Source organism: Hymenobacter sp. HSC-4F20 (assembly GCF_019599275.1).
Taxonomy (GTDB): domain Bacteria; phylum Bacteroidota; class Bacteroidia; order Cytophagales; family Hymenobacteraceae; genus Hymenobacter.
The window spans coordinates 1,386,654-1,412,934 of sequence record NZ_JAHZTD010000002.1 but is presented as its reverse complement, the minus strand read 5'-3'; the positions used below and the strand labels follow the sequence as shown (position 1 = coordinate 1,412,934).

22 protein-coding genes are annotated in these 26,281 nt (G+C 58.1%); 8 read left to right on the top strand and 14 right to left on the bottom strand.

Features of this window, described 5'->3' with window-relative positions:
* Positions 1 to 58: 58 nt before the first annotated feature.
* The 7 genes from glmS to K3G63_RS15770 all read left to right on the top strand — a co-directional run bounded on the left by glmS (position 59) and on the right by K3G63_RS15770 (position 6,696).
* Positions 59 to 1,894 (top strand): glutamine--fructose-6-phosphate transaminase (isomerizing), encoded by a 1,836-nt coding sequence (gene glmS / locus K3G63_RS15800; RefSeq protein WP_220615041.1) that lies wholly within the window; start codon positions 59 to 61, stop codon positions 1,892 to 1,894.
* 139 nt (positions 1,895 to 2,033) lie between these two features.
* Positions 2,034 to 2,423, top strand: coding sequence for a RidA family protein (locus tag K3G63_RS15795; protein WP_220615040.1), 390 nt, complete (start codon positions 2,034 to 2,036; stop codon positions 2,421 to 2,423).
* A 232-nt stretch (positions 2,424 to 2,655) separates the two neighbouring features.
* The gene (locus K3G63_RS15790) at positions 2,656 to 2,850 is read left to right on the top strand and encodes a hypothetical protein (protein ID WP_220615039.1); all 195 of its coding nucleotides are present in this window, start codon (positions 2,656 to 2,658) and stop codon (positions 2,848 to 2,850) included.
* Positions 2,851 to 3,462, top strand: a complete 612-nt coding sequence (locus K3G63_RS15785; protein ID WP_220615038.1) for a pentapeptide repeat-containing protein — start codon at positions 2,851 to 2,853, stop codon at positions 3,460 to 3,462.
* 135 nt (positions 3,463 to 3,597) lie between these two features.
* A complete protein-coding gene (gene gltX, locus K3G63_RS15780) occupies positions 3,598 to 5,142 on the top strand; it encodes a glutamate--tRNA ligase (protein ID WP_220615037.1) in 1,545 nt (514 codons plus the stop codon).
* A gap of 219 nt (positions 5,143 to 5,361) precedes the next feature.
* The gene (locus K3G63_RS15775) at positions 5,362 to 5,733 is read left to right on the top strand and encodes a hypothetical protein (protein WP_220615036.1); all 372 of its coding nucleotides are present in this window, start codon (positions 5,362 to 5,364) and stop codon (positions 5,731 to 5,733) included.
* A gap of 180 nt (positions 5,734 to 5,913) precedes the next feature.
* Positions 5,914 to 6,696, top strand: a complete 783-nt coding sequence (locus K3G63_RS15770; protein ID WP_220615035.1) for a TIGR00266 family protein — start codon at positions 5,914 to 5,916, stop codon at positions 6,694 to 6,696.
* A gap of 497 nt (positions 6,697 to 7,193) precedes the next feature.
* Here K3G63_RS15770 and K3G63_RS15765 read toward each other — a convergent pair whose 3' ends face one another.
* The 4 genes from K3G63_RS15765 to K3G63_RS15750 all read right to left on the bottom strand — a co-directional run bounded on the left by K3G63_RS15765 (position 7,194) and on the right by K3G63_RS15750 (position 12,258).
* On the bottom strand, positions 7,194 to 7,697 hold the full coding sequence (locus tag K3G63_RS15765) for a toxin-antitoxin system YwqK family antitoxin (protein ID WP_220615034.1): 504 nt from the start codon (positions 7,695 to 7,697) through the stop codon (positions 7,194 to 7,196).
* A gap of 31 nt (positions 7,698 to 7,728) precedes the next feature.
* Entirely contained in the window at positions 7,729 to 9,255 is a 1,527-nt protein-coding gene (locus K3G63_RS15760) for a GH3 auxin-responsive promoter family protein (protein WP_220615033.1), read from the bottom strand.
* A 182-nt stretch (positions 9,256 to 9,437) separates the two neighbouring features.
* On the bottom strand, positions 9,438 to 10,169 hold the full coding sequence (gene lptB / locus K3G63_RS15755; protein ID WP_110976052.1) for an LPS export ABC transporter ATP-binding protein: 732 nt from the start codon (positions 10,167 to 10,169) through the stop codon (positions 9,438 to 9,440).
* 250 nt (positions 10,170 to 10,419) lie between these two features.
* Positions 10,420 to 12,258 (bottom strand): peptidase M61, encoded by a 1,839-nt coding sequence (locus K3G63_RS15750; protein WP_220615032.1) that lies wholly within the window; start codon positions 12,256 to 12,258, stop codon positions 10,420 to 10,422.
* Between the two features lie 596 nt (positions 12,259 to 12,854).
* Between K3G63_RS15750 and K3G63_RS15745 the strand changes: the two genes are divergently transcribed.
* Positions 12,855 to 13,337, top strand: a complete 483-nt coding sequence (locus tag K3G63_RS15745; protein ID WP_220615031.1) for a hypothetical protein — start codon at positions 12,855 to 12,857, stop codon at positions 13,335 to 13,337.
* 27 nt (positions 13,338 to 13,364) lie between these two features.
* On the opposite strand, the gene recJ is transcribed toward K3G63_RS15745, so the two are convergent.
* The 10 genes from recJ to ribH form a co-directional block, all read right to left on the bottom strand.
* A complete protein-coding gene (gene recJ / locus K3G63_RS15740) occupies positions 13,365 to 15,086 on the bottom strand; it encodes a single-stranded-DNA-specific exonuclease RecJ (protein WP_220615030.1) in 1,722 nt (573 codons plus the stop codon).
* A 525-nt stretch (positions 15,087 to 15,611) separates the two neighbouring features.
* Entirely contained in the window at positions 15,612 to 17,444 is a 1,833-nt protein-coding gene (locus tag K3G63_RS15735; RefSeq protein ID WP_220615029.1) for a tetratricopeptide repeat protein, read from the bottom strand.
* A 204-nt stretch (positions 17,445 to 17,648) separates the two neighbouring features.
* On the bottom strand, positions 17,649 to 19,778 hold the full coding sequence (locus K3G63_RS15730; RefSeq protein WP_220615028.1) for a peptidylprolyl isomerase: 2,130 nt from the start codon (positions 19,776 to 19,778) through the stop codon (positions 17,649 to 17,651).
* A gap of 232 nt (positions 19,779 to 20,010) precedes the next feature.
* A complete protein-coding gene (locus K3G63_RS15725; protein ID WP_220615027.1) occupies positions 20,011 to 20,277 on the bottom strand; it encodes a hypothetical protein in 267 nt (88 codons plus the stop codon).
* Positions 20,278 to 20,284: 7 nt separating this feature from the next.
* Positions 20,285 to 20,875, bottom strand: coding sequence for an LPS export ABC transporter periplasmic protein LptC (gene lptC, locus K3G63_RS15720; RefSeq protein WP_220615026.1), 591 nt, complete (start codon positions 20,873 to 20,875; stop codon positions 20,285 to 20,287).
* Between the two features lie 16 nt (positions 20,876 to 20,891).
* Entirely contained in the window at positions 20,892 to 22,244 is a 1,353-nt protein-coding gene (locus K3G63_RS15715; protein ID WP_220615025.1) for a hypothetical protein, read from the bottom strand.
* The gene (locus K3G63_RS15710; protein ID WP_220615024.1) at positions 22,231 to 22,971 is read right to left on the bottom strand and encodes a type III pantothenate kinase; all 741 of its coding nucleotides are present in this window, start codon (positions 22,969 to 22,971) and stop codon (positions 22,231 to 22,233) included. The genes K3G63_RS15715 and K3G63_RS15710 overlap by 14 nt, the downstream gene beginning before the upstream one ends.
* A 150-nt stretch (positions 22,972 to 23,121) precedes the next feature.
* On the bottom strand, positions 23,122 to 24,900 hold the full coding sequence (locus tag K3G63_RS15705; RefSeq protein ID WP_220615023.1) for a pseudouridine synthase: 1,779 nt from the start codon (positions 24,898 to 24,900) through the stop codon (positions 23,122 to 23,124).
* Between the two features lie 174 nt (positions 24,901 to 25,074).
* The gene (locus K3G63_RS15700) at positions 25,075 to 25,458 is read right to left on the bottom strand and encodes a TraR/DksA C4-type zinc finger protein (RefSeq protein ID WP_139925056.1); all 384 of its coding nucleotides are present in this window, start codon (positions 25,456 to 25,458) and stop codon (positions 25,075 to 25,077) included.
* Positions 25,459 to 25,744: 286 nt separating this feature from the next.
* Complete coding sequence (gene ribH / locus K3G63_RS15695; RefSeq protein ID WP_220615022.1) at positions 25,745 to 26,221, bottom strand: 6,7-dimethyl-8-ribityllumazine synthase; 477 nt, start codon at positions 26,219 to 26,221, stop codon at positions 25,745 to 25,747.
* Positions 26,222 to 26,281: the final 60 nt, after the last annotated feature.

The window sequence follows — 26,281 nt, the reverse complement described above, 5'->3', positions numbered from 1 at the left end:
GCCGCCCGTTTTTGCTTTCATTCTTGAAAGTTTCTGCTCTGTCACAACCAACTAACTTATGTGCGGAATTGTCGCTTACATCGGGCACCGTGAGGCCTGCCCCATCATCATCAAAGGCCTACGCCGCCTGGAATACCGCGGGTACGACTCAGCAGGGGTTGCTCTGCTGAATGGGCAGCTCAGCGTGTATAAGAAAAAAGGCAAAGTAGCTGATCTGGAAGCCTTTATTGCGGAAAAAGATACGCACGCCAACATTGGTATGGGCCATACTCGCTGGGCTACCCACGGGGAGCCCAACGACGTGAATGCCCACCCACACTACTCCACTTCGGAGCGGATTGCCATCATTCACAACGGCATCATTGAAAACTACGCAGCGCTAAAGCAGCACTTGCAGCAGCAGGGCCACGTGTTTCATTCGGACACTGACACAGAAGTGTTTGTCAATCTGATTGAAGAGATTCAGAAGCAGAACAGCTGCTCGCTGGAAGAAGCCGTACGTCTGGCCTTGCACGAGGTGGTAGGTGCCTATGCCATTGTGGTACTGAGCAAGGACAATCCCAATCAGCTAATTGCAGCCCGTAAAGGCTCGCCGCTGGTAATTGGGGTAGGCGAGAATGAGTTTTTCCTGGCCTCCGACGCTACCCCTATCATTGAGTATACCAATGAGGTAGTGTATGTAAACGACTACGAACTGGCTGTTATCAAAGATGGACAGCTGGAAATCCGAACGAAGGAAGACGTTAAGCAGACACCCTACATCCAAACTCTGGAGCTGGAGCTAGACCGCATCGAGAAAGGGGGCTATGAGCACTTTATGCTGAAGGAAATCTTCGAGCAGCCGCGCTCCATCCTGGACTCCATGCGCGGCCGCCTGGAGTTGGAAGCAGGCCACTTGAACATGGGCGGCGTGCGCGCCTATGAGCGGAAGTTTGTAAACGCCGACCGCATTATTATTGTGGCCTGCGGGACCTCATGGCACGCGGGGCTGGTAGCAGAGTATCTCATTGAGGACCTGGCGCGCATTCCGGTAGAAGTAGAGTACGCCTCTGAATTCCGTTACCGGAACCCCATCATTACGGAGCGCGACATTGTAATTGCCATTTCGCAGTCTGGCGAAACGGCTGATACGCTGGCGGCTATTGAACTGGCCAAGAGCAAAGGCGCTACTATTTTCGGCATCTGCAACGTAGTAGGCAGCAGCATTGCCCGCGCCACTGACGCCGGAGCTTACACCCACGCCGGTCCGGAAATTGGGGTGGCCTCCACAAAAGCTTTCACGGCTCAGGTAACCGTCCTGACTCTGTTGGCTATGATTGTGGGCCACAAGCGCGGCACTCTCTCCGATACCAAGCTGCGGGAGCTGATGATGGAGCTGAATACCATCCCTTCCAAAGTAGAGAAAGCCCTGCAGCTTAACACGGAAATCGAACAGATTTCGGAAATTTTCAAGGACGTTCCGAACTTCCTGTACCTGGGCCGTGGCTATAACTTCCCGGTAGCCCTGGAGGGGGCTCTGAAGCTGAAGGAAATCAGCTACATCCACGCTGAGGGCTACCCCGCGGCCGAGATGAAGCACGGTCCTATTGCCCTCATTGATGAGAACATGCCGGTAGTGGTTATTGCCACGAAGGACAGCTCGTACGAGAAGGTAGTAAGCAACATTCAGGAAGTGAAAGCCCGGAAGGGCCGCATTATTGCCGTAGTAACGGAGGGCGACACGGTGATTCCGGAAATGGCGGAATTTACCATCGAGGTGCCCGCCACTAGCGAAGTACTCATGCCGCTGGTATCAGTAGTACCGCTGCAGCTGCTCTCCTACCACATTGCGGTGCTGCGCGGCTGTAACGTCGACCAGCCCCGTAACCTGGCGAAATCGGTGACAGTAGAGTAAACCGTCGTCTGTACAAAAAGGCCGCCCTACCCGTGGGGCGGCCTTTTTGCGTCAATTCAACTGCTTGGTTTACCCGCCCGCCTATTTTGGGCTTACTTTGAGTGCTGGTAAACATTACGTCCACCCCCTACCCGTTTTTATGGCAAATACCATTGTTTACTCCGCCCATGCCCCAGCTCCCATTGGCCCCTACAGCCAGGCTATTCAGGCGGGCAATACTATCTATGTTTCCGGGCAAATTGCCCTGGACTCTGATACGGGTCAGCTCGTCGGGGAAGGCGACGTAGCTCAGGAAACGCATCAGGTAATGCGCAATCTGCAGGCCGTGCTGGAAGCAGCCGGCTGTTCCCTGCGCGACGTGGTGAAGTGCAGCATCTTCGTGAAAGACCTGGGTAACTTCGGCCTGATTAACGAAATCTACGGCAGCTACTTTTCCGCCGATTATGCCCCGGCCCGCGAAACGGTAGAAGTAAGCCGCCTCCCCAAAGATGTACAGGTAGAAATTTCCTGCGTTGCCGTAAAATCATGATTTAGTGATGGAGTAAGTTCTCATGGCAGGAAGGCACGACTACGCCATTCGCCCTGTGCTGGCTAGCGTGCTACCTCTCAGAGTGTGACCAGCCTTTCCGTACAGACCGAGAAGGGGTTGTCAGTTTATTGGGCTTTGGGCAACGGCAGGCATGGATGGCGTCGCGCTCCGTTCGCCACGATACTTCTTACTCCACTATTGCATCACGAACTCCCTGCATTATCTTGCCTCTATGAAGGAAGTAGGCATTTTCCTGCTGCTAGGGGGCCTGGTGGCCATGGTAGCGCCGCTGCTGCTGCCAGCTAACTTTCGCTTTCCCCTGCTGGATTGGATCAATAACTGGGGACCAACTATAGCCTGGCTAATCCGGGGCGGCGCGGTGCTGCTGGGGCTGGTCCTTTGGCTACGCGTTCGAAACCAAAACTAAATGCGGCGTTCTACCCCGCGTAAGGCTGTTAAGCCCTTGCGCAAACCCGAGTATTTCCCGCCCGAGCGCCTACTTACGCGGGTCTTGCCGCCTGAGCTGGTAGGTGAGCGGGAGTTTGAGCAGTACCACTTTATTGGTTTTGACTTCAGCCAGGCCACCCTGGCCGGGCGCTTATTCAGCGAATGTCGGTTTGAGAACTGCAACCTGGCGGGTGCTAGCCTGGCCGGTACGTCTTTGCAGAATGTGGCTTTTGAGGGCTGCAAGCTGCTTGGGCTGCAGTTTGAGGCCTGCCGCGACATGCTGTTCGGGGTTCATTTCGATAAGTGCCAGCTGGACTATGCCTCCTTCTCGGGCCGGGTTATGCCCACTACCCGCTTCGTGGACTGCTCCCTGCGCGAAGCCAATTTCACCCAGACAGACCTGACCAACGCTGTTTTTGAGCGGTGCGAGCTAGACCGCGCCGTATTTCACCGGACCCAGCTCACGGGCGCCGATTTCCGGACGGCCTATAATATGCTGCTCGACCCAGAAGTGAATGAGTTGCAGCAGGCTCGCTTTGTGCTGTCGAGCTTGCCGGGGCTGCTTACCAAGCACGGACTGATTGTCGAATAGAATTGCCGCTGTAAGTCCACTGCACAGCACCGCGCCGACATCCGACGCCAATTTTATATCCGCCTACCTCCCCGGCGAATTCCCTACCTTTGCGGCGCGTTTCGGACCTGAATCGGGCGCAAATCAGCTGTTTGTATGGAAAGAGAAGTACGGGTGCGTTTTGCGCCCAGCCCCACCGGCCCGCTGCACATCGGCGGCGTGCGCACTGCGCTCTATAACTATCTGCTAGCCCGCAAGCTGGGCGGCAAGATGCTGCTCCGCATTGAGGATACCGACCAGAACCGCTTTGTGCCCGGCGCCGAGGACTACATCCGCCAGAGCCTGGAGTGGTGCGGTATTGAGCTGGACGAAAGCCCCTGGAACGGTGGCCCCCACGCGCCTTACCGCCAGAGTGAGCGGAAACCCATGTACAGGCAGTATGCTCAGCAACTCATCGACAGCGGCTACGCCTACTATGCCTTCGATACTCCTGAGGAGCTGGATGCCATGCGCGCCCGCCTGACAGCGGCCAAAGTGCCCAACCCGCAGTACAACAGCATCACGCGCGCCCAAATGCGCAACTCCCTGACCCTGCCGGCTGAGGAAGTAAAGCAGCTGCTGGAAGGCGGCGAGCAGTACGTGATTCGCCTGAAAGTACCCCGCAAGGAGGAAGTACGGTTCAACGACCTGATCCGCGGCTGGGTGGTAGTACACTCTTCCAGCATCGACGACAAGGTGCTAATGAAGTCAGATGGCATGCCGACGTATCACTTGGCCAACATCGTGGACGACCATCTGATGGAAATTACCCACGTGATTCGGGGCGAAGAGTGGCTACCCTCCGCGCCCCTGCACGTGCTGCTCTACCGCTACCTGGGCTGGGAAGATACCATGCCGCAGTTTGCCCACCTGCCCCTGCTGCTCAAGCCCGACGGTACTGGCAAGCTTAGCAAGCGCGACGGCGACCGGCTGGGCTTCCCGGTGTTCCCGCTGGAATGGCACGGCAAGGACGCGGAAACCGGCGAGCCTACCGTGAGCAGCGGCTACCGCGAATCAGGCTACCTGCCCGAGGCCTTCATCAACTTCCTGGCCTTCCTGGGCTGGAATCCCGGCTCCCAGCAGGAGCTGTTCACGATGCCTGAACTGATTGAGGCCTTCTCGATTGAGCGCGTGAGCAAGTCGCCGGCCCGCTTCGACCAGAACAAAGTGCGCTGGTACAACGAGCAGTACCTGCGCGCTAAGCCCGATGCTGAGCTGGCTCAGTACCTGACCGCAAGCCTGCAAGGCCAGGGCATGACAGTGCCCACTGATACGGCCGAGCAGATTGCCGCCCTGGTGAAAGAGCGGGCCACCTTCCCGGCCGATCTGGCCCGCGAAGCCCAGTTGTTCTTTGCGCGCCCAACTGCCTACGACGAGCAGGTAATCAGCAAGAAGTGGAACGCGCAGGTCGCCGGGGCGCTATTGGAATTTGCCCGCCAGCTGCCCGGTGCCCCCGACGCTACCCCCGACGGCATTAAGGCGCTGCTCACGCAGGTGCTCGAAGCCCAAGGTATCAAAATCGGGCAGGTACTGCAGGCGTTGCGCGTGGCTGTAACGGGCGCCGGCGCCGGCCCCGACCTGATGCACATTATGAGCATTCTGGGTCCGCAGGAAACTGCTGCACGCATTGAACAAGCCGTAGCCCAGCTACCAACCGCCTAACGTTAGGCCCGGCACTTAGCCGATTTCCCACTAAAAAACGCCTGCCGGACTTACCAAGTCAGGCAGGCGTTTTTTAGTGGGCAGAGGGCACGAAACGACGACAGAAGAAGGGCGGCATCAACCGGTAGGGGAGCTGGCTCGTACTATCGTTTCAAGGCTGCTTACCCGCGTAGGTGGCCGGCGCATTGAACCGATGAACCGACTTTAGCTGCCCGCATCATGGCCAAGAAACCCGTTAGCCCCAAAAAGAAAAAGAACGACCCCGAGAAAAAAGCCCGCGTCCATAAGGAGCTAGAGGGCTTTGAAATCAAGGTGAACCCGCTCGGCGAAATCACCTCCAATTATTCCATCGAGGATATCAACCAGTTTCTGAATCGGCACGTGCGCGACAAGAAGCTGGTTAACCGCGACGGGCAGTTTGGGGAGAAAGACGAGGAGGATGAGGACTTCCCGTTGGAGGAAGGAGCCCAGGAGCCCGAAGAGTCGGATGAGGATTTTATGCGCCGTACCAGCAAGGAGGCGAAAAAGAAAGGACCTAAGGCGGAAGCTGACCCCGACGACGAGGAGCTAAAAGCCAGCGACGAAGAGTAAGCCTACCGCATGCTGATAACGAGGAACATCGTCCGTTACCGGGGCACTTCCGCCTGCAGATGGCCTAGCCTGACAATGCAGCGAAGCGCCCCGGTAACGGACGATTGATTTTACTGCGTTATCAATTCGCGTTTTGCTATACTTGGGCCAGCTTTTTCCTTGTTCTTTTGCCCCTACCCTATGCGCTCCCACGAAGTCGACTATAAAATCATTGGCACCGATATCCAGGTGCTGGAAGTAGAGCTGGACCCCAACGAGACGGTAATTGCCGAGGCCGGGGCCATGGTGTACATGAGCGAGAGTATTGCCTTTGAAACCAAGATGGGCGACGGCTCGGAACCGGAGCAAGGCTTTATGGGCAAGCTTTTCTCGGCCGGCACCCGTCTGATTACGGGCGAGTCGCTGTTTATGACGCACTTCACCCACCGGGGTGGCTACGGGAAAGCTCACGTGGCCTTCTCAGCCCCTTACCCCGGTACCATTATCCCAATTGACTTACGCGAGTTACCGCAGGGACTTATTGTGCAGAAAGACGGCTTTCTGGCCGCAGCCCGAGGTACCAAAATCAACCTGCACTTCAATCAGAAGCTGGGCGCCGGCTTATTCGGGGGCGAGGGGTTCATTTTGCAGCGGCTCACCGGCGACGGTAAAGCCTTTATTCACGCGGGCGGTACCATTATTGAAAAGCGCCTCCACAATGAGCTGCTGCGCGTGGATACCGGCTGCGTGGTTGCCTTTGAGCCGGGCATCGACTTCAGCATTGCCCGCGCCGGCGGCCTTAAGTCCATGATTTTCGGGGGTGAAGGGCTCTTGTTGGCTACCCTGCGCGGCACCGGCCGGGTATGGCTGCAATCCATGCCCATTAAGAAGCTGATTCAAGCTCTGGCTCCTGCCGGGGGTAATGTACAGAAAGAAAGCGGCGGTGTTTTCGGGAACTTGGTGGGCGGTATTCTCGACGAGTAAGGCACTTGCCCACAAACACGTGGGCCCCGCCCTCGGTCATACTTCGAGAGTGGGGCCCGCCAAGTACCGTAGTACTGTTTTACTGCGTTGCTGTGGCGGCAATAACGCCTAGGCTAGCCAGCAATGCCAATAGCAATAAGCCTAGAAACCCTACTGTAGCGCGCGTCTTCCGAACTGATACAGTATCATTCTTCTTGAGGCTGCGGCGACGCCCTTTGCCCGAGCGATGCGAAGAGGAGGTAGTAACAGACATGGGTTGAGTTTTAGGATAATTTATGAGAAGCAAGATAGGTCCTGCTCTTACAAAAATGCATGACTACTCGTTCCCGGGGTCAATATACCCGGTGAACAACTCCATTGTCCAAGTACGCAATCAGCTGTTAATCGGATTTATACCGCATGCACTGGGTCCGTCGCCTACTCAGCATGCTTTGTTATAATACAATAAACTACCCTACCCCGCTATACTACTGTTTTATTGTGGTTCCGTGATTCCCTTATTGGGATGGTGGAGCAGTCTGCCGGCCATCCAGATACCACTCCGAGGGCAGCGGCTGGCCATCCGGGGCGAAACGCTGCCACTCCCCGAACCAAAAGAAATGCGCGCCAGTGGGCTCAGCGCGGTAGCGGGCCCGCCCACGTTTGGCCACCTGGCCATTGGGGTGGTAGTAGGTCAGCCTGACTAAGCCATACGGGTGTCGGTAAAACCGTTCCGTGCGCTCTAGCTGCCCCGTGGGGGTATAAGTATGCCAGCGGCCCACTGGCAGGCCGTGCTGGTATCGCCCGCGGTTGGCGAGCCGTTGCTCCTGGGCATCGAAATACTCCCGCCACGGCCCATGCCGCTGCTCCCCGCCCCCGTCGTAGCGGTTGTGCGACCAGAAGCCAACAGGGCCGCGGCGTGCCGTGGCACACGAAGTAAGCACCAGGGTGCTGGCTAGCAACAACCACTCTATGGCCCAGTCAGGCCGCGGTGTACTAGCTATTCGGTTTCGGAAAAACATCGGAAGGAAGTAAGACGACTTCCGAATGTAACTATTTTCTTAGTTGACCAAGCAGTTCCTCCAGCAGTTCCCGGGAATTGCTCAGGCGGGGGACTTTGTGCTGGCCGCCCAGCTTGCCACGGCCGGCCAGCCATTGCTCAAAGGTACCAGCGGGAGCCATGGTCAGGTGGGGCGGCAGCAGGGCCAGGTCACGGTGGCGTTTGGCGTCGTAGTCGGAGTTGAGTTGGCGCAGGGTAGTGTCCAGCACCTCGGCAAACTGGCTGGTATCCGCTGGCGGCTGCGTAAACTCAATCACCCACTGGTGGCCGCCGCGCGAGCCACCGTCGTGAGTAGCGAAGTAGATCGGGGCGGCGGTATAGTCGCGCACGGTGGTGCCGGTAGCCGCGCAGGCGGCAGCAATGGCGGCATCGGCGTTTTCCACTACTACCTCTTCGCCGAAGGCATTCAGGAAGTGCTTGGTCCGGCCCGAAATTCGAATGCGGTAGGGCGCCAAGCTGGTAAAGCGCACGGTATCGCCAATCTTATAGCGCCACAGGCCGGCGTTGGTACTGATAATGAGAGCGTAGCTGCGGCCTAGCTGCACGTCTTCTAGGCCGACGGCCCGGGGCTCGGCGGCCTCCCACTGGTCCTGGGGCAGAAACTCGTAGTAGATGCCGTGGTTCAGCAGCAGCAGCAGGTCTTCGGAGTCGGGCTCATCCTGAAGGGCGAGGTAGCCCTCGGAAGCGTTGTAGATTTCCAGATAGTGCATTCGGGAGCTCGGAATCAACTGCCGGAACAGCTCCCGGTACGGCCCGAAGGCTACTGCCCCGTGCAGAAACAAGCCTAGCCGCGGCCACACGTCCAGGATGGAGGCGGCCCCGGCCAGCTCCGTTACGCGGCGTAGCAGCACAATCATCCAAGTGGGCACGCCAGCCAACACGCGCACATCAACTGTAAGCACGTGGCGGGCAATGCGGGCAATCTTTTCTTCCCACTCATCCAGCAGAGCCAGTTCCAGGGGCGGCGTGCGCACAAACTCGGCCCAGGCCGGCAGGTTCTGCATAATCACGGCCGACACGTCGCCCACCCGCGAACCGGCGTCTGCCGGGCGGAAGGGGTTAGGACCGTGCGTTCCGCCCAGCGACAGGGTTTTGCCGCCCAGGATGTTTACGTCGGGGTAATGAAGGGTAGCCAGAGCGGTCATGTCGCGGCCAGCGCGGTAGTGGCCCTCCTGCAACGACTCACGCGTGACGGGGATAAACTTGCTACGGGCGTTGGTAGTGCCGCTGCTTTTGGCAAACCACTGCACCGTTCCGGGCCAGAGCACGTTGGCCTCGCCGCGCAGCACCCGCTCGATTTCGGGGTAAAGTTCTTCGTAACTGCTAATAGGCACGCGCTGAGCAAACTCCCGGGCTGTTAGGCCCTCGCCAAAGCCGTAGCGCTGCCCCCATTCGGTGGGGCGCGCGGTGCGGAGCAACTCCTGCAACACCTGCTGCTGCACCTCGTGGGGGTAGCGGCGGATGTGCTCAATGCTAGCCAGTCGGCGCTGCACGGCCCAAGTCAGAACGGTACTAATCACGGGGAAAGATGGGTGGGAGATGAAAGACCGGGGAAAGGGGTTTTCTGTACCCTTGCCCGCACCGGAAAGTTACCAGACTACCACGAAATCCGATTCGGCTGGCCGTGCCACGAGAAAGGGCGAAGCAGTGCCTCGCCCTAGTTGCCTCATCCTCTGCAGACTGCAATTGATTCCTGTTGTTTTCAAATCTTGCGCTTTAGCTCAAAGTGCTTGCCCAAGTACACGCGGCGTACCATCTCGTCTTCGGCCAGTTCCTCAGCCGTGCCGGCTTTCAGCAGCTTGCCTTCGAAGAGTAGGTAGGCCCGGTCAACGATGCTAAGCGTTTCGTTTACGTTGTGGTCAGTAATCAGAATGCCGATGTTCTTGTGCTTGAGCTTGGCTACAATGCCCTGGATTTCTTCCACAGCAATAGGGTCGACGCCGGCGAACGGCTCATCGAGGAGCACAAACTTGGGGTCGACGGCCAAAGCCCGGGCAATTTCGGTGCGCCGTCGCTCCCCCCCGCTTAGCACCCGGCCCAGGTTTTTGCGCACGTGAGTTAGGCTGAACTCGTTGAGCAGCTCCTCAACCTTGTCGCGCTGAGCTTGTTTGGGCAAGTCGGTCATTTCCAGCACTGATAGTACGTTTTCCTCGACCGTGAGGTCCCGGAACACCGATGCCTCCTGCGCCAGATAGCCGATGCCGAGGCGGGCGCGCTGGTAAATGGGCAACTTGGTGATATCCTTGTCGTCGAGAAACACCTTGCCCTCGTTGGGCTTCACCATGCCCACCGTCATGTAAAAGGAGGTGGTTTTGCCGGCCCCGTTCGGCCCCAGCAGGCCCACGATTTCGCCCTGTTCCACGTGCAGCGACATATCGTTCACCACCGTGCGCGACTTGTATTTCTTGACTAGGTGTTCAGCGCGAAGAATCATAGAAGGCAAAGGTAAGTGGTATTGGGCAGTAGGTACTTGGTAAGCAGGCGTGGGGGTAAGAGGGCGCCAAATGTCATGCCGAGGCGCAGTAGAAGCATCCTGCGCGCCTCATGGCGGCGCCTGGCCCGGGGGTTATTCCCTGAGCCAGGGAGTATTCATCGTGGACCGATAAAACAGCGGCCAGAGGCTTCCACTGCGCAGACGCTAGAGCACGCGGGCTACCCGTCGCTGGCCACTTCTGCCCTACCCGTTACCCTTTCAGCAGCGCCTCCTGCAGGGCTTGCTGGGCGGGCGTGGGGGTAGGCACGGGCTCCACCAGGTTTTTGACCTCCACGTCGAACTCGCGCGGGGCTGCCTGGCGCTCCTGCTCCGGGCCGCTGGCTCCATCCCGGAATTTTACCCGCACGGGGTTTCCCGACTTGGGCTCTACCAGGGGGCGCAGCAGCTTCTCGGCGGTTTGCATGGTCACGGCCTGTCCGTTTACGGCCACAATCACGTCGCCTTCTTTCAGGCCGAAGGCGTTTTCATCGGCCTTAGTTTTCACGGCCCGGAACTGGTCTTTTTCCTGGTCGTAGCCAAAGCCCAGGTTGCCGAAAGCCTTCACCCGAGCCTGGCCAACGGGAGCGTACGTCCAGCCAATCTTGCCCAGGTACTCGGCCAGCGGTAAGGGCTCGTTGCCCTGCACGTAGCGCGTGAAAAAGGGCTGTAGCTCGGGGCTGGTGAGGGCCACAATTTCGGGGATGAGGTCTTTATCCTCGAAGGAGCGAGTGGGGCCGTACTTCTCGCGCAGGGCCAGCAGCACATCGCGCAGGGTCTGACGGCCCTGGCTCAGTTCCCGGATGCGGATATCGAGCAGCAGCCCGATAAGGGCACCTTTCTCATACACATTCGGATACATATCCTTGTAGGGAGCTTCCAGAATCCGGCGGCTCATCTCGGTAAACGATACGTTCTCAAACTTGCCGGCATTATCGATTTTGGTTTTTATCCGTTCCCGGAACTCGTCGGGCGTAATCAGGCCGCCGCGTACCTGCACTAGCTGCGAGACGTACTCCGTCACGCCCTCGTACAGCCACAGGTGCTGCGACATTTTCGGGTCGCGGAAGTCGAATTCCCCAATTTCGCGGCTGTGGATGTTGAGCGGGGCCAGCATGTGCAGGAACTCGTGCGAGGCTACCTCCAGCACCATGCTGCGCAGGCGCTCCGGATCGGGCATCTCGGGCAGGAAGTAGAGAGAGGAATAGCTGTGCTCCATGGCCCCGTAGCCACCGTTTTTGCTGTTGAGCGGCGAGTTCATACCGGGGAAGTAGAACAGAAACTGGTAGCGCGGCACGGGCATCTTACCAAAGAACTTGGTCAGGGCCTCCGACATGGGCCGCAGCATCTGGCTTACGTTGGCGGCCTTCACGACTCCGCCCTCCGACAGCACCGCTACCGAAATGCGCGCGCCGCCGGTGCTGAAGCTGGCCGTATCGGGCTGGGCGTACAGAATCGGGCCGTCGGCCAGGGTAACGTAGTCGGGGGCCGTAAACACGTCCTGCGTGGCCGATTCGCGGCGCACATCCAGGGCGGTAGCGCCGTAGAGGGGGGCGGGCTTCTGCACATTTACCTGGTAGGGCTGCATCTTATAGCCCTCCAAGTAGCCGTAGAAGCCATAGTGGTTGATGGTGAAGTTGCGGCCGGCGTCGATGTTGGTGCCGCCGGGCTGGAAAATAAACGAGTCGTCCTGCTTGGCATCCCAGGTATCATCGACGAGGTACTCAAGCCGGGTCAGATTTTTGGCGTTATCGATGACAAACAGATTCGGCCCATTGTTTTTTACTTTCAGACGTTTGCCCTGCTTGTCGAAGGCCTTGAAATCCGTCACGAAGCGGCCATAGTCCTTTTTGGAGTACGAGCCCGGCACCACCGAAGGAATTACATAGGTAGCCTGGGCTTCCTTTACCGCCGGCGTGTTAATAACTACTCGAACTCGGTCGTTCTGCACGTTCTGCAGGTCGAGGTTGATGCGGTAACCCGTTGACTGCTGGGCGGCAACGCTACCCACAGAAGCCAGCCCGAGACCGAGCGCCAGATAAAGCGTCTTCATTAACAAACAAGAATAGATGGATGGAGGAGGCTATAACGCCGGCACCAAGGTACGCATTGCCAGCGGGGCCGGGGCAGTGTCGCGCCGTAGCCCGGTCCTGCTGGGTAACGACGAAACTCGTAGCAGCCGTTCACTGCTCAGCTGGCAGAACTCCCGGCCGCTTGCTTTCGTCAGGCAACAGCCAGAAAACGCTTCACGGCCTATAGCTGCTCCCTGCTGGTTTTTTCTTTCCGGGAGCTGGAGTGATGCACCGTGTGGCTCCGGCTGGTTTCGTGCGCGTTGTGCTACCCTATCTGCCCGCCCCGCTGCTACTGGTATGCCTAAGTGAGGCAGCGAAAATAGCCTGGCCCCTGCCTAGGGCTACTTTCACTGTTGATTGCCGTGTTTCTGGCCAATGTGTATAGGCTGCAAGCCCGTGGCTCCGGCCTGCCTATACTCCTGTAGCGGCTATGGCCCCAACTACTGCTTATAGCACGGGTGGGTAGATACACGCACGCTCTAAGAGTATATATTTCACTATATATAAAAATGGTATTGTTTTTGTGAACGAAGGCCAGGAAAAGCAATTATCTTCCTCCGTTCGTTTATCTAGTCACATGATTCAAAAACTTCTACTTCTGTCCGTGTTCCTATGCGGCGCTCAAGTTAGCGTAGCTCAGATTATAACTGACCCAGCCCGCGCTGTAGCCGCGCGAGACTCTCTGCTCAATTTTGCCGGCGAAACTAAGCTGGCTATTCAGCAGCAATCGGCACACTTCAAAGCCAAGACATCGCACTTAGGTGCCCGCCGCCACGTGGTAGAAGGCTTTTTACCAGGTGCTTCAGGCCGCTTTCACTGGAAGCATAAAACTATCCAGCGTCGGAACGGAGCTGTAGTAGAACGCTATATCGCTTTACAGCAAGGCCGGCAGGTTCTGCGGGAGCGGCGCCTTAATGGCGTTATCACCTACCTCCAGCTGCAACTGCCTCTGCCCACGGCAGCCAGTAACATTCCGCGCGGGCATATGGGGATGTACATGCGCGAGGGCTACCTGCGCTGGAATAAAAATCAGTACGTCCTACCAGTTACTACCCGTTGAGGCTACTCTGCTACTGCGGGCAGCTTGCTACTCCCAGCGGATGTCCTTCACGCGCAGCTGCAGGTTTTTCACACCCCGGAACTCGTTCATTTCCACGGTATAGCACACGCTGAACGGGTGACCCTGCCGGATTTGCTCGTAGTACTCGCCCAGCCCAAACCCAATGGCATCAACGGTATGGCGGCCATCCTGGGTGAGGGTGAGTTTGAGGTGAGAGTTGCCTACAATCCGGGCCGAGTCGGGGGTAGCGTACACCAGGGTGGAGGCGAACACGGGGTTGGGGTTGCCCGGCCCAAAGGGTTCCATCTGGCTCAGGAGCCGAAAGAAGGAGGGCGTGATGTCGCTGAGCTGGAGCACGTGGTCAATTTCAACCGGCGGAATTAGCTGCTCGGGCAAAATACGGCCGGCTACTACCCGCTCGAACTTCTCGCGGAAGGCGGGCACGTTTTCCACGGGCAGCGTGAGGCCAGCGGCGTACATATGTCCCCCGAACTGGTCCAGCAGCTCGGCGCACTCCTCGATAGCCTGGTGCACATCAAAGCCGACTACTGAGCGGGCCGAGCCGGTGGCTTTACCATTGCTTTCGGTGAGAATAATGGTGGGGCGGTAGTACTTGTCGAGGCAGCGCGAGGCCACAATGCCCACTACGCCTTTGTGCCAATCCTGCTTGAATAGCACCGTAGTGCTGGCCGTGCGCAGCAGAACGTCCTGCTCAATCATTTCCAGGGCCTCCTTCGTGATGCTGGTATCAAAGCCCCGGCGCTCCTGGTTGGTTTTATCTACCACCCCGGCTTTTTCTTTTGCTTCGTCGGTACTTTCAGCCAGCAGCATGGCCACTGAGCGTTTCGCGTCGCCCATGCGGCCGGCCGCGTTAATACGGGGCGCAAAGCCGAACACAAGGCTGCTAATGTTCAGCTCGGCCGTTTGTAAACCGGCCAGCTCCCGTAGGGCATCCAGACCGGGGCGCTGGGGCCGCAGCCGGTCGTTGATCAGACGCAAGCCGTGGTAGGCAAGGGTTCTGTTCTCACCGGTGATAGGCACAATATCGGCGGCAATGCTCACAGCTACTAGGTCCAGCAACTCATAAAGTTCCTCCTCAGGCCAGCCCTGGTGCTGGGTCAGGGCCTGCATCAGCTTGAACCCCACCCCGCAGCCCGACAGCTCCTTGAACGGGTAGGGGCAGTCAGCGCGCTTGGGGTCCAGCACGGCCACCGCTGCCGGCAGATCGGCACCGGGTAAGTGGTGGTCACAGATGATAAAATCGACGCCGCGCCGGGTGGCATACGCCACCTTTTCCACAGCCTTCACCCCACAGTCAAGGGCAATAATCAACTCATATCCGAAGTCGACGGCAAAATCAATGCCCGCTTCCGATACGCCGTAGCCTTCCTTATAGCGGTCGGGGATGTAGTAATCGACCCGTTCGGCCCCGAAGAACTGCCGCAGGTAGCTGTATACCAACGCCACGGAGGTTGTCCCATCCACATCATAATCGCCGAACACCAGGATCCGTTCGCCCATGTGCAGAGCCCGCACCAAGCGCTCCACGGCCCGGTCCATGTCACGCATCAGCAAGGGGTCGGGCAGCGAGTCCAGGGAGGGCCGGAAATAGGCCCGGGCTTCCTCGAAGCTGCACACCTGCCGCTGGCACAAGAGGGTAATGATAGCCTCGTTGACGCGCAGGGCGTCGGCCAAATGCCGGACTTTTTCAGCGTCGGGCGCGGGCTTGCGAATCCATCGTTTTTCCATACTTGTGCCGGGGCTCCTACGAGCTATATCTTCAAAAGTACGAAGAAAAATGGCGCTTCCCGCGGCTATTTCGCAGCAACAGCGGCGAATTTTGCCCGCAACCAGCGGCAGGTTTCAGTGACGGTTCTGGTGCCGGCGCTGCGCGACCAGCCACGTAGCGGCAGCCCTACCCTAGTTCGGAGCACCACTCTTCGATCGGCTATATCACTGGCAAATACTATCCTACCCCTCTACCGCTGCCTGGCGACCCATTCTAGCAATGATCTGTCTGGGTTCACGTTATTGGCTTGCTTTACGCATTGACTATTTTATTATAGTGTAAAGCATTAGATCAAGAACCGTCGTAAGTTATGTTTGCTTTACTAGAATTGCATAGTTTGTAATAGTAAAGCAAGATGGTTTGGGTATTCTCTTGGTGGGTGTAAGGCGGGACGAGGCTCTTGTTTCGTACCCTTTAACACCAAAGGAGCGGCCAAGCCTGCATTACAGGCTTGGCCGCTCCTTTGGCGCTGCTAGGTTTCTCGCTTAGTTTACTACGTCGCCGCGCAGCTTGCGGAAGCGTTTGCGCGCCTCGGCTACGTAGATGCTGCCGGGGTACTTTACCAGTACCTGATTATAGAGCTGCTGGGCTTTGCCAGCATCCCGCAGGTTTTCTTCCTGAATACTGGCGGCCAGAAACAGGGCGTCGTCGCTGAGCACATCGTACTTAGGGTTCGCCGTGATGCTTTCTAGTGTACTCAGAGCGCCGGCATAGTCGCCGGTACGGCGCAGCAGCTGGGCCTTCAGGTACCAGGCTTCATCCTGTAGGGCATGGCCGGGGTATTTCTGCAACAGGGCGTCAAGGCCGCGTAGGGCCTCCGGAATCTTGTTCTGGAATACTAGCTGCTCCACCGCGGCGTAGTCGCGCAGGGCCACGCCGGCAGTGTCCATGGCCGTGTTATCAGTAATAAGCAGGCTGAGCTGCATGGCGTCGTTGGCTATTTCCCGGCTGGTTGCCTGCTTCAGGATGTCCAGGTGGCTCTGAGCCAGCTTAAAATCACCGGCGAAGTAGCTGAGGCGGGCGTTGCGCAGCTTGGCGTCGTAGCCCAGCGGTGTATCCTTGTGCGACTTCTCTACCTGTGAGTACAGTAGGGTAGCTTCCCAGGGCTCGGCGCGCAGTAGATAAATGTCGGCCAAGTCGATTTTAGCCTGATCCACTACGTCCAGGTTGGCGCGGGGCATAGTAATAACCTCCTGCAACAGCTTGATGGCTGCCTCCTTCTCATCGAGCTGAAAGGCCTGCAGCGCTGCCATACTCCGCAGCACGGGTGCCGTTTCGGGTGTGCGGCCCAGGTCGGTGAGCACCTGCTGATAGTCTTGCAGTAGGCTTCGCAACTGCGCTACATTCACGGGGTAGGTAGTGCGCACTTGCTCCTCGCGGGTTTGCACCAAGCGCTGCCGGGCCAGCGCATAGTAAGGCCGGCCGCGGTATTCGCGCACCAGATACTGGTAGCCGCTGATGGCACTTTCGTAGTCTTTATTACGACGGGCTATTTCGGCTACCTCCAGCACACGCTGCCCCTCGGTTCGGCCGCGGCGGTCCAGGGCTTTGGCCTGCACCAGTGCCCCCGTAAAGTCGCGGCGCTGCACCTGCAGCCACAGCAGCAGTTCGCTGTAAACGCCTCGCTCCGGGTATTTCTGCACGAGGCCCAACAGCTCTTTCTCCAAGGCTATAAAGTCCTTGTCTTCCTGCAGAGTATTCTGCAGCATGTTGCGCACAAAGGGAAGCTGCTGCTCGTCGTCCTGCACCAAGCGCAGGGTTTCGCTCATAAGCTTTTCCGTCTGTCCGCTCTGGGTATAGAGCTGAATAAGCTGGGGGGCGAATTCTGTTTCGTTTTTGGCCAACTCCCGCCCGTGCAGATAGGTACGGGCCGCCCAGTCAGGCAAGCCACCTTTCAGGAACTCTGTTGCTACCGGCACTACCTGGGCGCTCTGCAGCTGCGCCACTACCCGCTCCCACTGCTTTTGTGCCGTTGCCGCGTCGCCGGCCTTAGCGTACACCTGTCCTAAGGTAACCCCCAGGGCCAAGTTGCCAGGCTGTTGGCGCTGGGCCCGCTTTACCAGCTTCTCGGCGTCCTTATCGCGGCGTAGGGCCTGCAAAGCCGCCAGGTAATCGGGCAGGATGTTGGGGGCCGTCTGCTCCTCGCTACGGAGGCGGCCAAACAGATAAGCCGCTTTTTCGTGCTCACCGGTGCGCTCATACTCGCGCGCCAGCTGTACGGTGTTATCTTCTGCCTGCTGGGCTACGGCCTGCGTGGTGGTCAGCAACACCACCGCCAAGGCACTCTTCCCCAAAACCAAACGCAACGACTTATTCATACACGCATAACGAAAAGATCAGAGCCAGAGTGCCGAGCGGTGAAATGAGGAAGGTATGAACTGATGCGTTTCATGCTCCAACGGTCTGCACTGCACTAGCTGCGCAATAAGGGCATATAAAGGCACTAGCTTCTGCCTTCCCCACAAGCAAAAGGGCCGCACCCTAAGGTACGGCCCTTTTGCTTGTATGAAGCACGAGGTCGGTTAGAAGAATTTCGTGCGATTATCCTTGATGTTAGCGTGCTGCTTGATGGCTTCGTAGGTGAGGCCATCCGTGCGGGCAGCGCGCTGGGCCGTGAGCTGCTGCCGCACGGCTTTCACGTCGGTCGGGGCCGTGGCGGGCTGTACGCTCACGGGCTCCACTATCAGGACGCCCTGCTCACCAGCAAAGGCGGCCGACTTCTGGCCGGGCTTCAGACCGAAGGCTTTGCCCACAGCTACGGGCTCGTTGCCCAGGCCTGGGAGCAGCCCTTGGCCTAGCACTACCCCATCGGCCGTTTTCACCTGGGCACCGTTGCCATAAGCCTGGGCAATTTGCTCCAGGGTACCCTTCGAGGCATTTAGTTTTTTCATGATCTGCTCGGCCTTCAGCTCATTGCGCACCAGGGCCGTAATTTCCGGCTTTATGCTGGCCACGTCGGCCGTGCCTTTGGTCCGCTCGCCGGTCAGGACGGCAATAACGTACTGGTCGCCTACGTCGTCAAACACCCGCGACACGTCCCCTACTTTCGTGGGCTCACCCTCGGGGTTGAAGCCATAGGCCCAGCGTACAATAGAGCGGGCACCTTGAATATTGTTTATGGCCTGGTCGCCGCGGCCGAGACCCTTGGCTTCTACCTTCTGCAGGCTCTTGTCCTTGGCCACAGCCGCGCGGAACGATTCTAAATCCGTAGCCTCGCCTTTCAGGGCCTGGGCTTTCTGGTAGGCGGCGTCGCGGGTAGCATCAGTGGGTTGGATGCTCTTCTGCACCGTGGCTACCTGATAGGTCTGGGAGGTCTTGGGAGCGGTAATTTTGATAACGTGGTACCCAAACGAAGTTTTTACCGGCGCAGGCAGCAGGCCAGCCGAGGTAGCCCCAAATACGGCCTTCTCGAACTCGGGCACCATGCGGCCCTGCTGGAACCAGCCCAGGTCGCCGCCGGTGGCGGTGGTACCATCGGTGCCGTACTGGCGGGCCATGGCGGCGAAATCGGCACCCCCTTTGATCTTATTCAGTACTTCTGTCGCCTTGGCTTTGGCAGCGGCATCGGCCTCCGGGGTAGTGCCCTCGGGCTTGATCAGGATGTGACTGGCCCGGGCGGCAGCTTGCGCGCCAGCTTTCTGGCCCGATACTTTGTAGAGCGAGTAGGTGCCGTTCTCGGCGTAGGGTCCATACACTTTCCCTACCTGCAGGGGTAGCTGGGCACGCAGCTTCTCGGGCATGTCGGCCGGCGAAAGGTAGGTGGGGCTAGTGGGGGTTTCAGAGTTCAGCTTCACGAAGGCCGAGTCCACCGGAGCCGAAGCAAACTGGTTAGCCAGCTCATCAACAGTTTTGCGCACGGCGGCGCTGTCTTCCACCGAGGCCGTTACCGGAATCGATACGTACTCGATACTGCGGCCGTCTTCCACCTTGTAGCGGCCCTTGTTCTTATCCAGGTAAGCCTGCAGCTGGTCGTCGCTTACTTTCACGCTCGAGTCGGAAACGGTGAAATAAGGCACCATGAGGTAGCGTACAGAGGCGCGGGTATTCTGGCCCTCATCAAAGCGTTTGGCCTCCGCCGCCGTTACGTAGGTGCTCAGCTTCAGCAGGTTGTTGTACTTGGTAGCCAGGCGCTCCGGACCGAGGTTGGCTTCGAAATTGCGAAAGGCATCCTGAGCCTGGGGCGGCAGCTTATCGAGGTTGCGCAGGTACTCAATTACCTTGTTGCGGTCAAACTGACCGGTAGCCGGGTCAGTGAAAGCCTGACGGATGCTGGGGTGCACATTGTTGCCCTGCACCATATCAGTCAGCTCTTCGTCGGAGACTTTCAGGCCCAGCTTGTCGAACTCCTGCTGAAAGGCAATGCGGTAGATGGTCTGGTTCCAGGCCTGGTCGCGCAGGTAGCCCAGGGCTTGCTCGTCGGGCTGGCGCTGCTGCTGGGCGATGAAGGCCTGCTTGGCCTGCTCCAGAGTCGCGTTGAAGTCATCGTACTCCACCTTCTCACCGGCAATTTCGCCGACCGTCAGATCGTTCTTGCCGAAGAAGCTGTTTCGGCCGTACAGGAAGTCTCCTCCCAGCATAAAGAGCAGCAGGCCGATGATGATGGCCCCGACTGCCCAGCCCGATTTTTCTCGAATCGTGTTAATTAATGCCATTTACTTGATAAGAAGCGCGGTAAGAAAAGTGGAAAGAGGCGCAAAATAACCAAAAAACATGGGGATTTGGTAATCAAATCCCCCCGGCTTGGCCAAGTGAGCCAACCACAAAGGGCGGAGCTGGCCAGATACTGCGAAAAGCCTTTTCCGGACTACCAGAAAAGGCTTTATTACGGTGATTTTCTTGCAGATACGCACTACCCGTTGGGTAACGGGCAGAGCCTGTGGGTGGCTAGCGTTTCTTCTTGGCGGGCTTTTTCGCGGCAGCTTCGGCGGCCTTGCGGGCAGCCTCGGCCTCCGCGGCGGCAATCTTGTCCTGCTGGCGGAGGTAGCGCAGCCAGATAATGGCCCCGAAGGACAGCATGAACAGCCAGTAATTTTGGTAGAGGCCTTCCATATTGCCCGTTACCAGGGTCTGGTAGGAGGCAATAACAAAGGTTACTACCCCCAGAACAAACAGAATAGTGCGGCTGATGCCAGGGTCCCAGAAACGTTTCATGCAGTAATCAGCGGGTAGCAGCCGGGGCAGGATTAGCCTTGGGCGCGTTTTGAAGGGTGAAAACGCCAGTAGGATCGAGGATGCTGTAGAGCGAGAAGTCCTGGTTGGCCGTCAGGCCGCGCCCGGTCAGTACCTCAGTGGGGGTAGTAACCCGGATTTCGGTTTCTTTCTTGGTATAGATCAGGGCCTTGTTCTGATCAAAGAAAGCTTCCTCAGTATTCATGCTCTGCTGCTTGGGCACGTTGGTTACCTGCACGTTACCTCGCAGCGTGTAGAGGTTTTTATTTTTCTCATAGAGGCCGTAGTTACCCGTAATGGTGTTGACGACCGTACGGCCGTCTTCAGCCAGGAAGGTGATTTTAACTCCCTTCGGGTAAATCTGATTACTATTCTCGAAGTCCTGCCGGAGCGGCGAAGTTAGCCGGACCCGGAGCTTGGCGGAATCACTGACTATCATCGACAAGTCGCGGGTTTCCATGAACGGCCCCGTGTAGGTCGTCTTTTTGGCTACTACCTCCTCATCACGGTGGTGGCAACCCACCAATGCGCTGCTGAGCAGCATTCCTAGCACCAGGCAGTGGTAATGGCCTTGCATCATGATGGCAGCTGTCTTCTTATTCGATGCGGCGCTTGATAAACCAGCGGTTATTGAGCGTTACGCCCAGCTGCATCCGCACGTAGTCTTCCTTTACATTGCGTTCCAGGGAGCCGTCGGGAAGTTGCAGCACGTTGGTATTGCCACGTTGCCCATAAATGAAGGCCAGGCTAATAGTTGTAGCATCAAGCGGTGTGGCGGTAGGCAGCGGCAAGGCAAAGCCCCAGCTTACCGAGCGGTCGTAGAGGGTGCTGCCCCCGGGCCGGTAGGGCAACTGGGCCAGGCTCAGGCCGGCGCGGTAGGTTACGCGCTTAAAGTAGCTGTCTACGGAGGTAGCATCCGGGGTTAGCTCCCCACCCAGGCCCACACGGTACGTGTCGCTGAGTGGCACCCCTGCCGTGCCACCCTGCTCCCCGAACGAGCGGAACTGTGACCATTGCTGCCGGGTACCTTCCACGCTTACGCTCCAACTCCGGTTATTATCGAGGCTAAGGCCCACCTGCGTAAGCGCCGGTACCTGCGCCCGGCCAGGCGCGTCAGTTTCCAGAGCTGTAGCTGAGGACTGAATTCCTTCGCTATTCTGCCGGAGAATGTTCAGGCTCCGCTGCCCGTTGAGATTGGTACGGAAGCTATGGGTACCTCCGAGGTTGTAGTTCAGCTTATCGGTAAACTTCCCCCGGTAGTGCACACCCGCCCGAAAAGCAAAATCCGAGTAGTATACGTGCTGTTGATAAATATCCTTATCAGCCAGGTCCACCGCCAACGTACTGGTGCCAATGCGCGTGCCAGCCTCTTGATCAATGCTGCCGAACACGTACCCTGCCGATACCCCAACGGCTAGGCCCTTAGCCAACCGAACGGCGTGGGTCATGTAGGCTTCAGCTAACCCGCCGCTGCCTTTGTACTGCTTTTCTACCTGCGCTGTCGGGTCGCCGATTACGCTGTTGTCCAACGTAGTCGATTCGTAGTCGACGGTACTATACGGTTTCAAGCCGATGGCCCCGGCCCAGCGCCGGTTGATGGGCACGGCCAGGGCGAGGTAGCCCAGATTGGCCGAACCCGTGCGCTGCCGGCTGACTGTGTTACGCAGAGTTTTGAACTGCCCCGTGTAGCCGCCCTCAAATGTAGTCCGGGACGTGTAATACACCAGCGCCGGGTTGATTTCGTTGACGTTCACGCTATTAGGCGCAGCCACCCCAATGCCACCCATTCCCATTTGCCGTACCCCGCCGGCGTTCAGGCTGGCGTCGCCCAGGCCCAGGCGCGAGTAAGGCGAGTTACCGAGGCCCTGCCCCAGTACGGCTGGCGAAGCTACCAGCAAGCCCAGCAGCGAAAGACCACCGGCCAGACCGGTGAAGTTAGGTTGAGACATGGTGTACTAAAATTCGGTTGAGCCCCATCAGCACGAGCTCCGGAATAACAAAGATAGGTCCTTTCAGTCGGGTGCGGAAAAAAGCGGTATCGCCCCCGGCCAGTACCACGGCGAGCCGGGGAAACTTGGCCTGGTATTCGGCCAGCAGCCCCTGCACTTCCGCCACAGCCCCGTTGACTACTCCGCTCCGAATGGCCGACTCGGTATCGGTTCCGATCAGAGGGACCTGCCCCTCCGTTGCGTGGTGGCTGAGTAACGGCAACCGGCCAGTAAACGTATGCAGAGCCTGAAAGCGCATGCTTAGGCCCGGGGCAATGCTTCCTCCGCGGAAGGTGTGGCCGCCTTCTACCAGGTCGCACTTGATGGCCGTGCCCGCATCTATAATCACGACGTCGCGGCCGGGCAGCAGCCACGCGGCACCCACCGCCGCCGCCAATCGGTCGGCGCCCAGGGTATGCGGGGTGGCATACCCATTTCGGATAGGCAGTGCCGTAGTTGCCGGTACGAACTCTACTACCCTACCGGGTACCAGGGCCTGGAGTTCGGCTGCCCACTGCGCAGTAGGCTCGGCCACAGAGGCTACGATCACATGCTCGGGTTGCCACCTAGCTACTGCTGCCCGCACTTGCGCGGCCGTCTGCCCCGCAGCCGATTCCAGTAACTCATCTGCCTCAAAGCAGCCGTACTTAACCGCTGTATTACCGATATCAAGAGAGAACGTGCGCACTATCCGCGAAACAGTGAAATAGTGAAAGGTGAGGCTGCGAAAACCGAAGACTACTATGCGTCCGGCTGACCTAGCCAGAAAGCGCCTGTAGCCACTTCTTTTCCACAGCCTCACCCTCAAGAGCCACCCGATAGGTTAGGGGTTGCGTGCCTACATGAAATACTTAAGACGGATTACCTCCTTTTCCGTCAGGAAGCGCCACTTGCCGCGGGGCAGATCCTTTTTCGTGAGGCCGGCATACTGCACACGGTCCAGGGTCACTACCTCATAGCCCAGGTGCTCAAAGATGCGGCGCACAATACGGTTACGGCCAATATGAATTTCTACCCCCACAAAGTGCGGGTTGCCGGCTACCACAGCGACATCGTCCACTTCTGCTTTGCCATCTTCCAGCTCCAAGCCCTCGGCAATCTGCCGCAGGTGCGCCTCCGTCAGAGGCTTATCCAGCTCTACCTGGTAGATTTTTTTGTTGCGGTGCGAAGGGTGCGAGAGTTTCTGCGCTACCTCCCCATCGTTGGTGAACAGCAGCAGGCCCGTAGTATTGCGGTCGAGGCGACCTACCGGGAATACGCGCTCCTTGGAAGCGCCCTTTACCAGCTCCATTACCGTGCGCCGGCCCTCGGGGTCGTCTGTGGTCGTGATATAGTCTTTGGGCTTGTTGAGCAGCACATACACCAGCTTCTCGCGGTTGAGGTTGGTTTTGCCGTACTGCACCGTGTCGGAGGGCTGCACTTTGTAGCCCATTTCCGTTACTACCTGCCCATTCACTTTAATCTCGCCGGCGGCAATCAGCGCATCAGCCTCCCGGCGGGAGCAAATGCCGGCGTTGGCAATGTAACGGTTGAGGCGCACCTCTTCCGAGCCCAACTCGTCTTCTTCCCGCCGACGCTTGTTGCCGCGGGTTTTATCCTCCTCGTAGTGCCTGAGGTTTTTATAGTCGGGAGCCTCGCCGGCCACCTCGCCATATTTGCGTTTACCGGCCTGATTAGGATTTGCGGTCTGCTCTCCCCGTCCTACGTGCTCATCATGAGCCCGACGAGGACGCTCTTCCCGCTGGGGCCGGAAGCTACCCTTGCGCTCCTCCCCGAATGAGCGGCTTTCGCGCTTGTCGCTACCGCTGAAACTACCGGGGCGGGCCGTACGCTTCTCTCCAAAGCTACCGCCGCCTAGGCCACTCTCGCGCCGCTCCCGTCGCTCGGCACCGAACGGAGAGCTTGCCCGCGTGGGGCGGTTCGCTGGATAATCCTCTGCCTGGGTGTCGCGGCGGTCAGTGGGCCGATCTAAGTCATCTGGTCGGCCGCGGTAATCGAAAGGCCGGGCCGGCCGGATTTCTCGTTCGCCATTACCCGCGGGCCGAGGGGTAGCTTCGGGCCGCGGAGCATACGTGCGGGAATCGTTGGAACGAGGCGTTTCCTCCGGACGTGGGTTCTGCTTGATGAACTTACGGTTCCGCTCACCGGGTTGGCCACGGGGAACCGTAGGCTTGCCCTCCTGCTGGTAGGGTTGCCCTTGCCAGGACTGCTTTGGCTCGAAGTTCCGAACCGGCCGTTCCTCGCGGCGACCTTCCTCCTCAAATCGGCGGGCACCGCTCCGCTGACCAAAGCCCCCAGCCCGACCTTCGTTGGAGCGGTTAAACGTATTACTCGTTGCTCCTAGTTTCTTGAAGCCACCAAAGCCGCCTACTCCACTATACTTTTTAGCGGGTGTGCTACCGCTGGCAGAACGCCCAAAGCTTGGCCGATCGTTACCACGCGCCTCATCACCTCGAGCACCAAAGCGCGGAACACCGTTTCCCGGTCGCTCGTCGCGGCCGCGGCCAGGCTGAGAGAATTTACGGGACCCGTCGGGGCCATTGGAAGCCCCAGAAGGACGGCCAGTGGTGCGGCCACGGCGGCCGGGCGTATCGCCGGAGAAGTGTTTCTTACCCATATGGAAGAAGCGTAGGTGCCGTATCGCTACGGTACGTCGGAAAAAAATCAGGTGATAACTTCAGAAAAACCCGTAACGAGGGGCTTTTGAAAACAGTGCCCGGACTAGCAAACCAGCTCCGCCGTAGACGACAGCCAGTCACAAGTCCGGGCAATAAACAAAATGGTAGCCGCCTTAGTCGCGGCGCGCCATCTTCGCCTCAATGGAGTGCTGCGTGTGCGGCACGGCGCGCAGGCGTTCCTTCGGAATCAGCTTGCCCGTGCCAATGCACACCCCATAGGTGCCATTCTTAATGCGAATCAGAGCGTTTTCGAGCTGCTGAATAAACTTCATCTGGCGCGAGGCCAACTGGTTCAGGCTCTCTTTCTCGGCCGTATCAGCACCGTCCTCCAGCACCTTCGACGAAGAAGCCGTGTTATCAGTACCCGAATCGTTCTTACGGCTAAGCGTTTCTTTGATGAACGCTACTTCCTTGCGAGCCGCGGTAAGCTTATCCTGAATGATTTGCTCAAACTCCGCCAGTTCTTCCCTGGAATAGCGTAGGGGTTCTTCACTCATGTTGATGCAGGGAGAGGTTAATAAGATTAATGATTAGCCGAGCGGTGGTACCGAAATGGGACGAGTACCAGCAGTTCTGACTCAACAGCGGCTTGCGCGAATAAGTTTACCTTACCCACGGTACCTCCGCAACTAGGACGATCCACTGGCGCCCGGAACGTCCCGATGACCAAGCCGTTTCGGCCGCAAAGCTACACTTTTGTCCGCTAATGCACACGGCTCCTATACTCGACAACCTCCCTTGCGGGAGCTACGAAGGTAGCCGTACAAGCAGAAGATGGGCTACCTAGAACCCTAGCATATGAATGGCCGCTACTGCGCCTTCCACCCCTTTATTTCCGTGCTTGCCACCCGCCCGGTCCCAGGCCTGCTCCAAGGTGTTGGTCGTTACCAAGCCAAAAATGACTGGCTTGTTAAACTTTAATCCCACATTGGTAATGCCGCTGGCCACGGCATGACAGATGTAGTCGTCGTGCTTTGTTTCACCCTTGATTACTACCCCCAAGCAAATAACCGCATCAATCTCGGCGTGCTGGGCCAGCAACTGGGCGCCCAGAGTCAATTCGAAGCTACCCGGTACGGTGTTACGGAAAATATTCTCGGGCTTGGCACCGTGCTTGATCAGTGTGTCGTAGGCGCCGCGGGCCAGGGTATCCGTTATTTCCCGATTCCATTCCGCTACTACTAACCCAAAGCGCTTATCGGAAATATCAATGAAGGTATCGGAAGTATAGTCGCTTAGGTTTTTGAGGGAAGTGGCCATTGTAGAAACGCAGGTTAAGGTAAATGAACAGTTAGCAAAGCAAAGGTACAGGCAGTTTGT

Bases quoted from the DNA above. Each gene is read 5' to 3' on its own strand.
- gltX (WP_220615037.1), top strand. From the start codon at position 3,598: ATGGAAAGAGAAGTACGGGTGCGTTTTGCGCCCAGCCCCACCGGCCCG.
- K3G63_RS15715 (WP_220615025.1), bottom strand. From the start codon at position 22,244: ATGTCTCAACCTAACTTCACCGGTCTGGCCGGTGGTCTTTCGCTGCTG.
- K3G63_RS15790 (WP_220615039.1), top strand. From the start codon at position 2,656: ATGAAGGAAGTAGGCATTTTCCTGCTGCTAGGGGGCCTGGTGGCCATG.
- K3G63_RS15750 (WP_220615032.1), bottom strand. From the start codon at position 12,258: ATGAAGACGCTTTATCTGGCGCTCGGTCTCGGGCTGGCTTCTGTGGGT.
- K3G63_RS15765 (WP_220615034.1), bottom strand. From the start codon at position 7,697: ATGTTTTTCCGAAACCGAATAGCTAGTACACCGCGGCCTGACTGGGCC.
- K3G63_RS15700 (WP_139925056.1), bottom strand. From the start codon at position 25,458: ATGAGTGAAGAACCCCTACGCTATTCCAGGGAAGAACTGGCGGAGTTT.
- glmS (WP_220615041.1), top strand. From the start codon at position 59: ATGTGCGGAATTGTCGCTTACATCGGGCACCGTGAGGCCTGCCCCATC.
- K3G63_RS15795 (WP_220615040.1), top strand. From the start codon at position 2,034: ATGGCAAATACCATTGTTTACTCCGCCCATGCCCCAGCTCCCATTGGC.
- K3G63_RS15785 (WP_220615038.1), top strand. From the start codon at position 2,851: ATGCGGCGTTCTACCCCGCGTAAGGCTGTTAAGCCCTTGCGCAAACCC.
- ribH (WP_220615022.1), bottom strand. From the start codon at position 26,221: ATGGCCACTTCCCTCAAAAACCTAAGCGACTATACTTCCGATACCTTC.
- lptC (WP_220615026.1), bottom strand. From the start codon at position 20,875: ATGATGCAAGGCCATTACCACTGCCTGGTGCTAGGAATGCTGCTCAGC.
- recJ (WP_220615030.1), bottom strand. From the start codon at position 15,086: ATGGAAAAACGATGGATTCGCAAGCCCGCGCCCGACGCTGAAAAAGTC.
- K3G63_RS15735 (WP_220615029.1), bottom strand. From the start codon at position 17,444: ATGAATAAGTCGTTGCGTTTGGTTTTGGGGAAGAGTGCCTTGGCGGTG.
- K3G63_RS15745 (WP_220615031.1), top strand. From the start codon at position 12,855: ATGATTCAAAAACTTCTACTTCTGTCCGTGTTCCTATGCGGCGCTCAA.
- K3G63_RS15705 (WP_220615023.1), bottom strand. From the start codon at position 24,900: ATGGGTAAGAAACACTTCTCCGGCGATACGCCCGGCCGCCGTGGCCGC.
- K3G63_RS15775 (WP_220615036.1), top strand. From the start codon at position 5,362: ATGGCCAAGAAACCCGTTAGCCCCAAAAAGAAAAAGAACGACCCCGAG.
- K3G63_RS15770 (WP_220615035.1), top strand. From the start codon at position 5,914: ATGCGCTCCCACGAAGTCGACTATAAAATCATTGGCACCGATATCCAG.
- K3G63_RS15730 (WP_220615028.1), bottom strand. From the start codon at position 19,778: ATGGCATTAATTAACACGATTCGAGAAAAATCGGGCTGGGCAGTCGGG.
- lptB (WP_110976052.1), bottom strand. From the start codon at position 10,169: ATGATTCTTCGCGCTGAACACCTAGTCAAGAAATACAAGTCGCGCACG.
- K3G63_RS15725 (WP_220615027.1), bottom strand. From the start codon at position 20,277: ATGAAACGTTTCTGGGACCCTGGCATCAGCCGCACTATTCTGTTTGTT.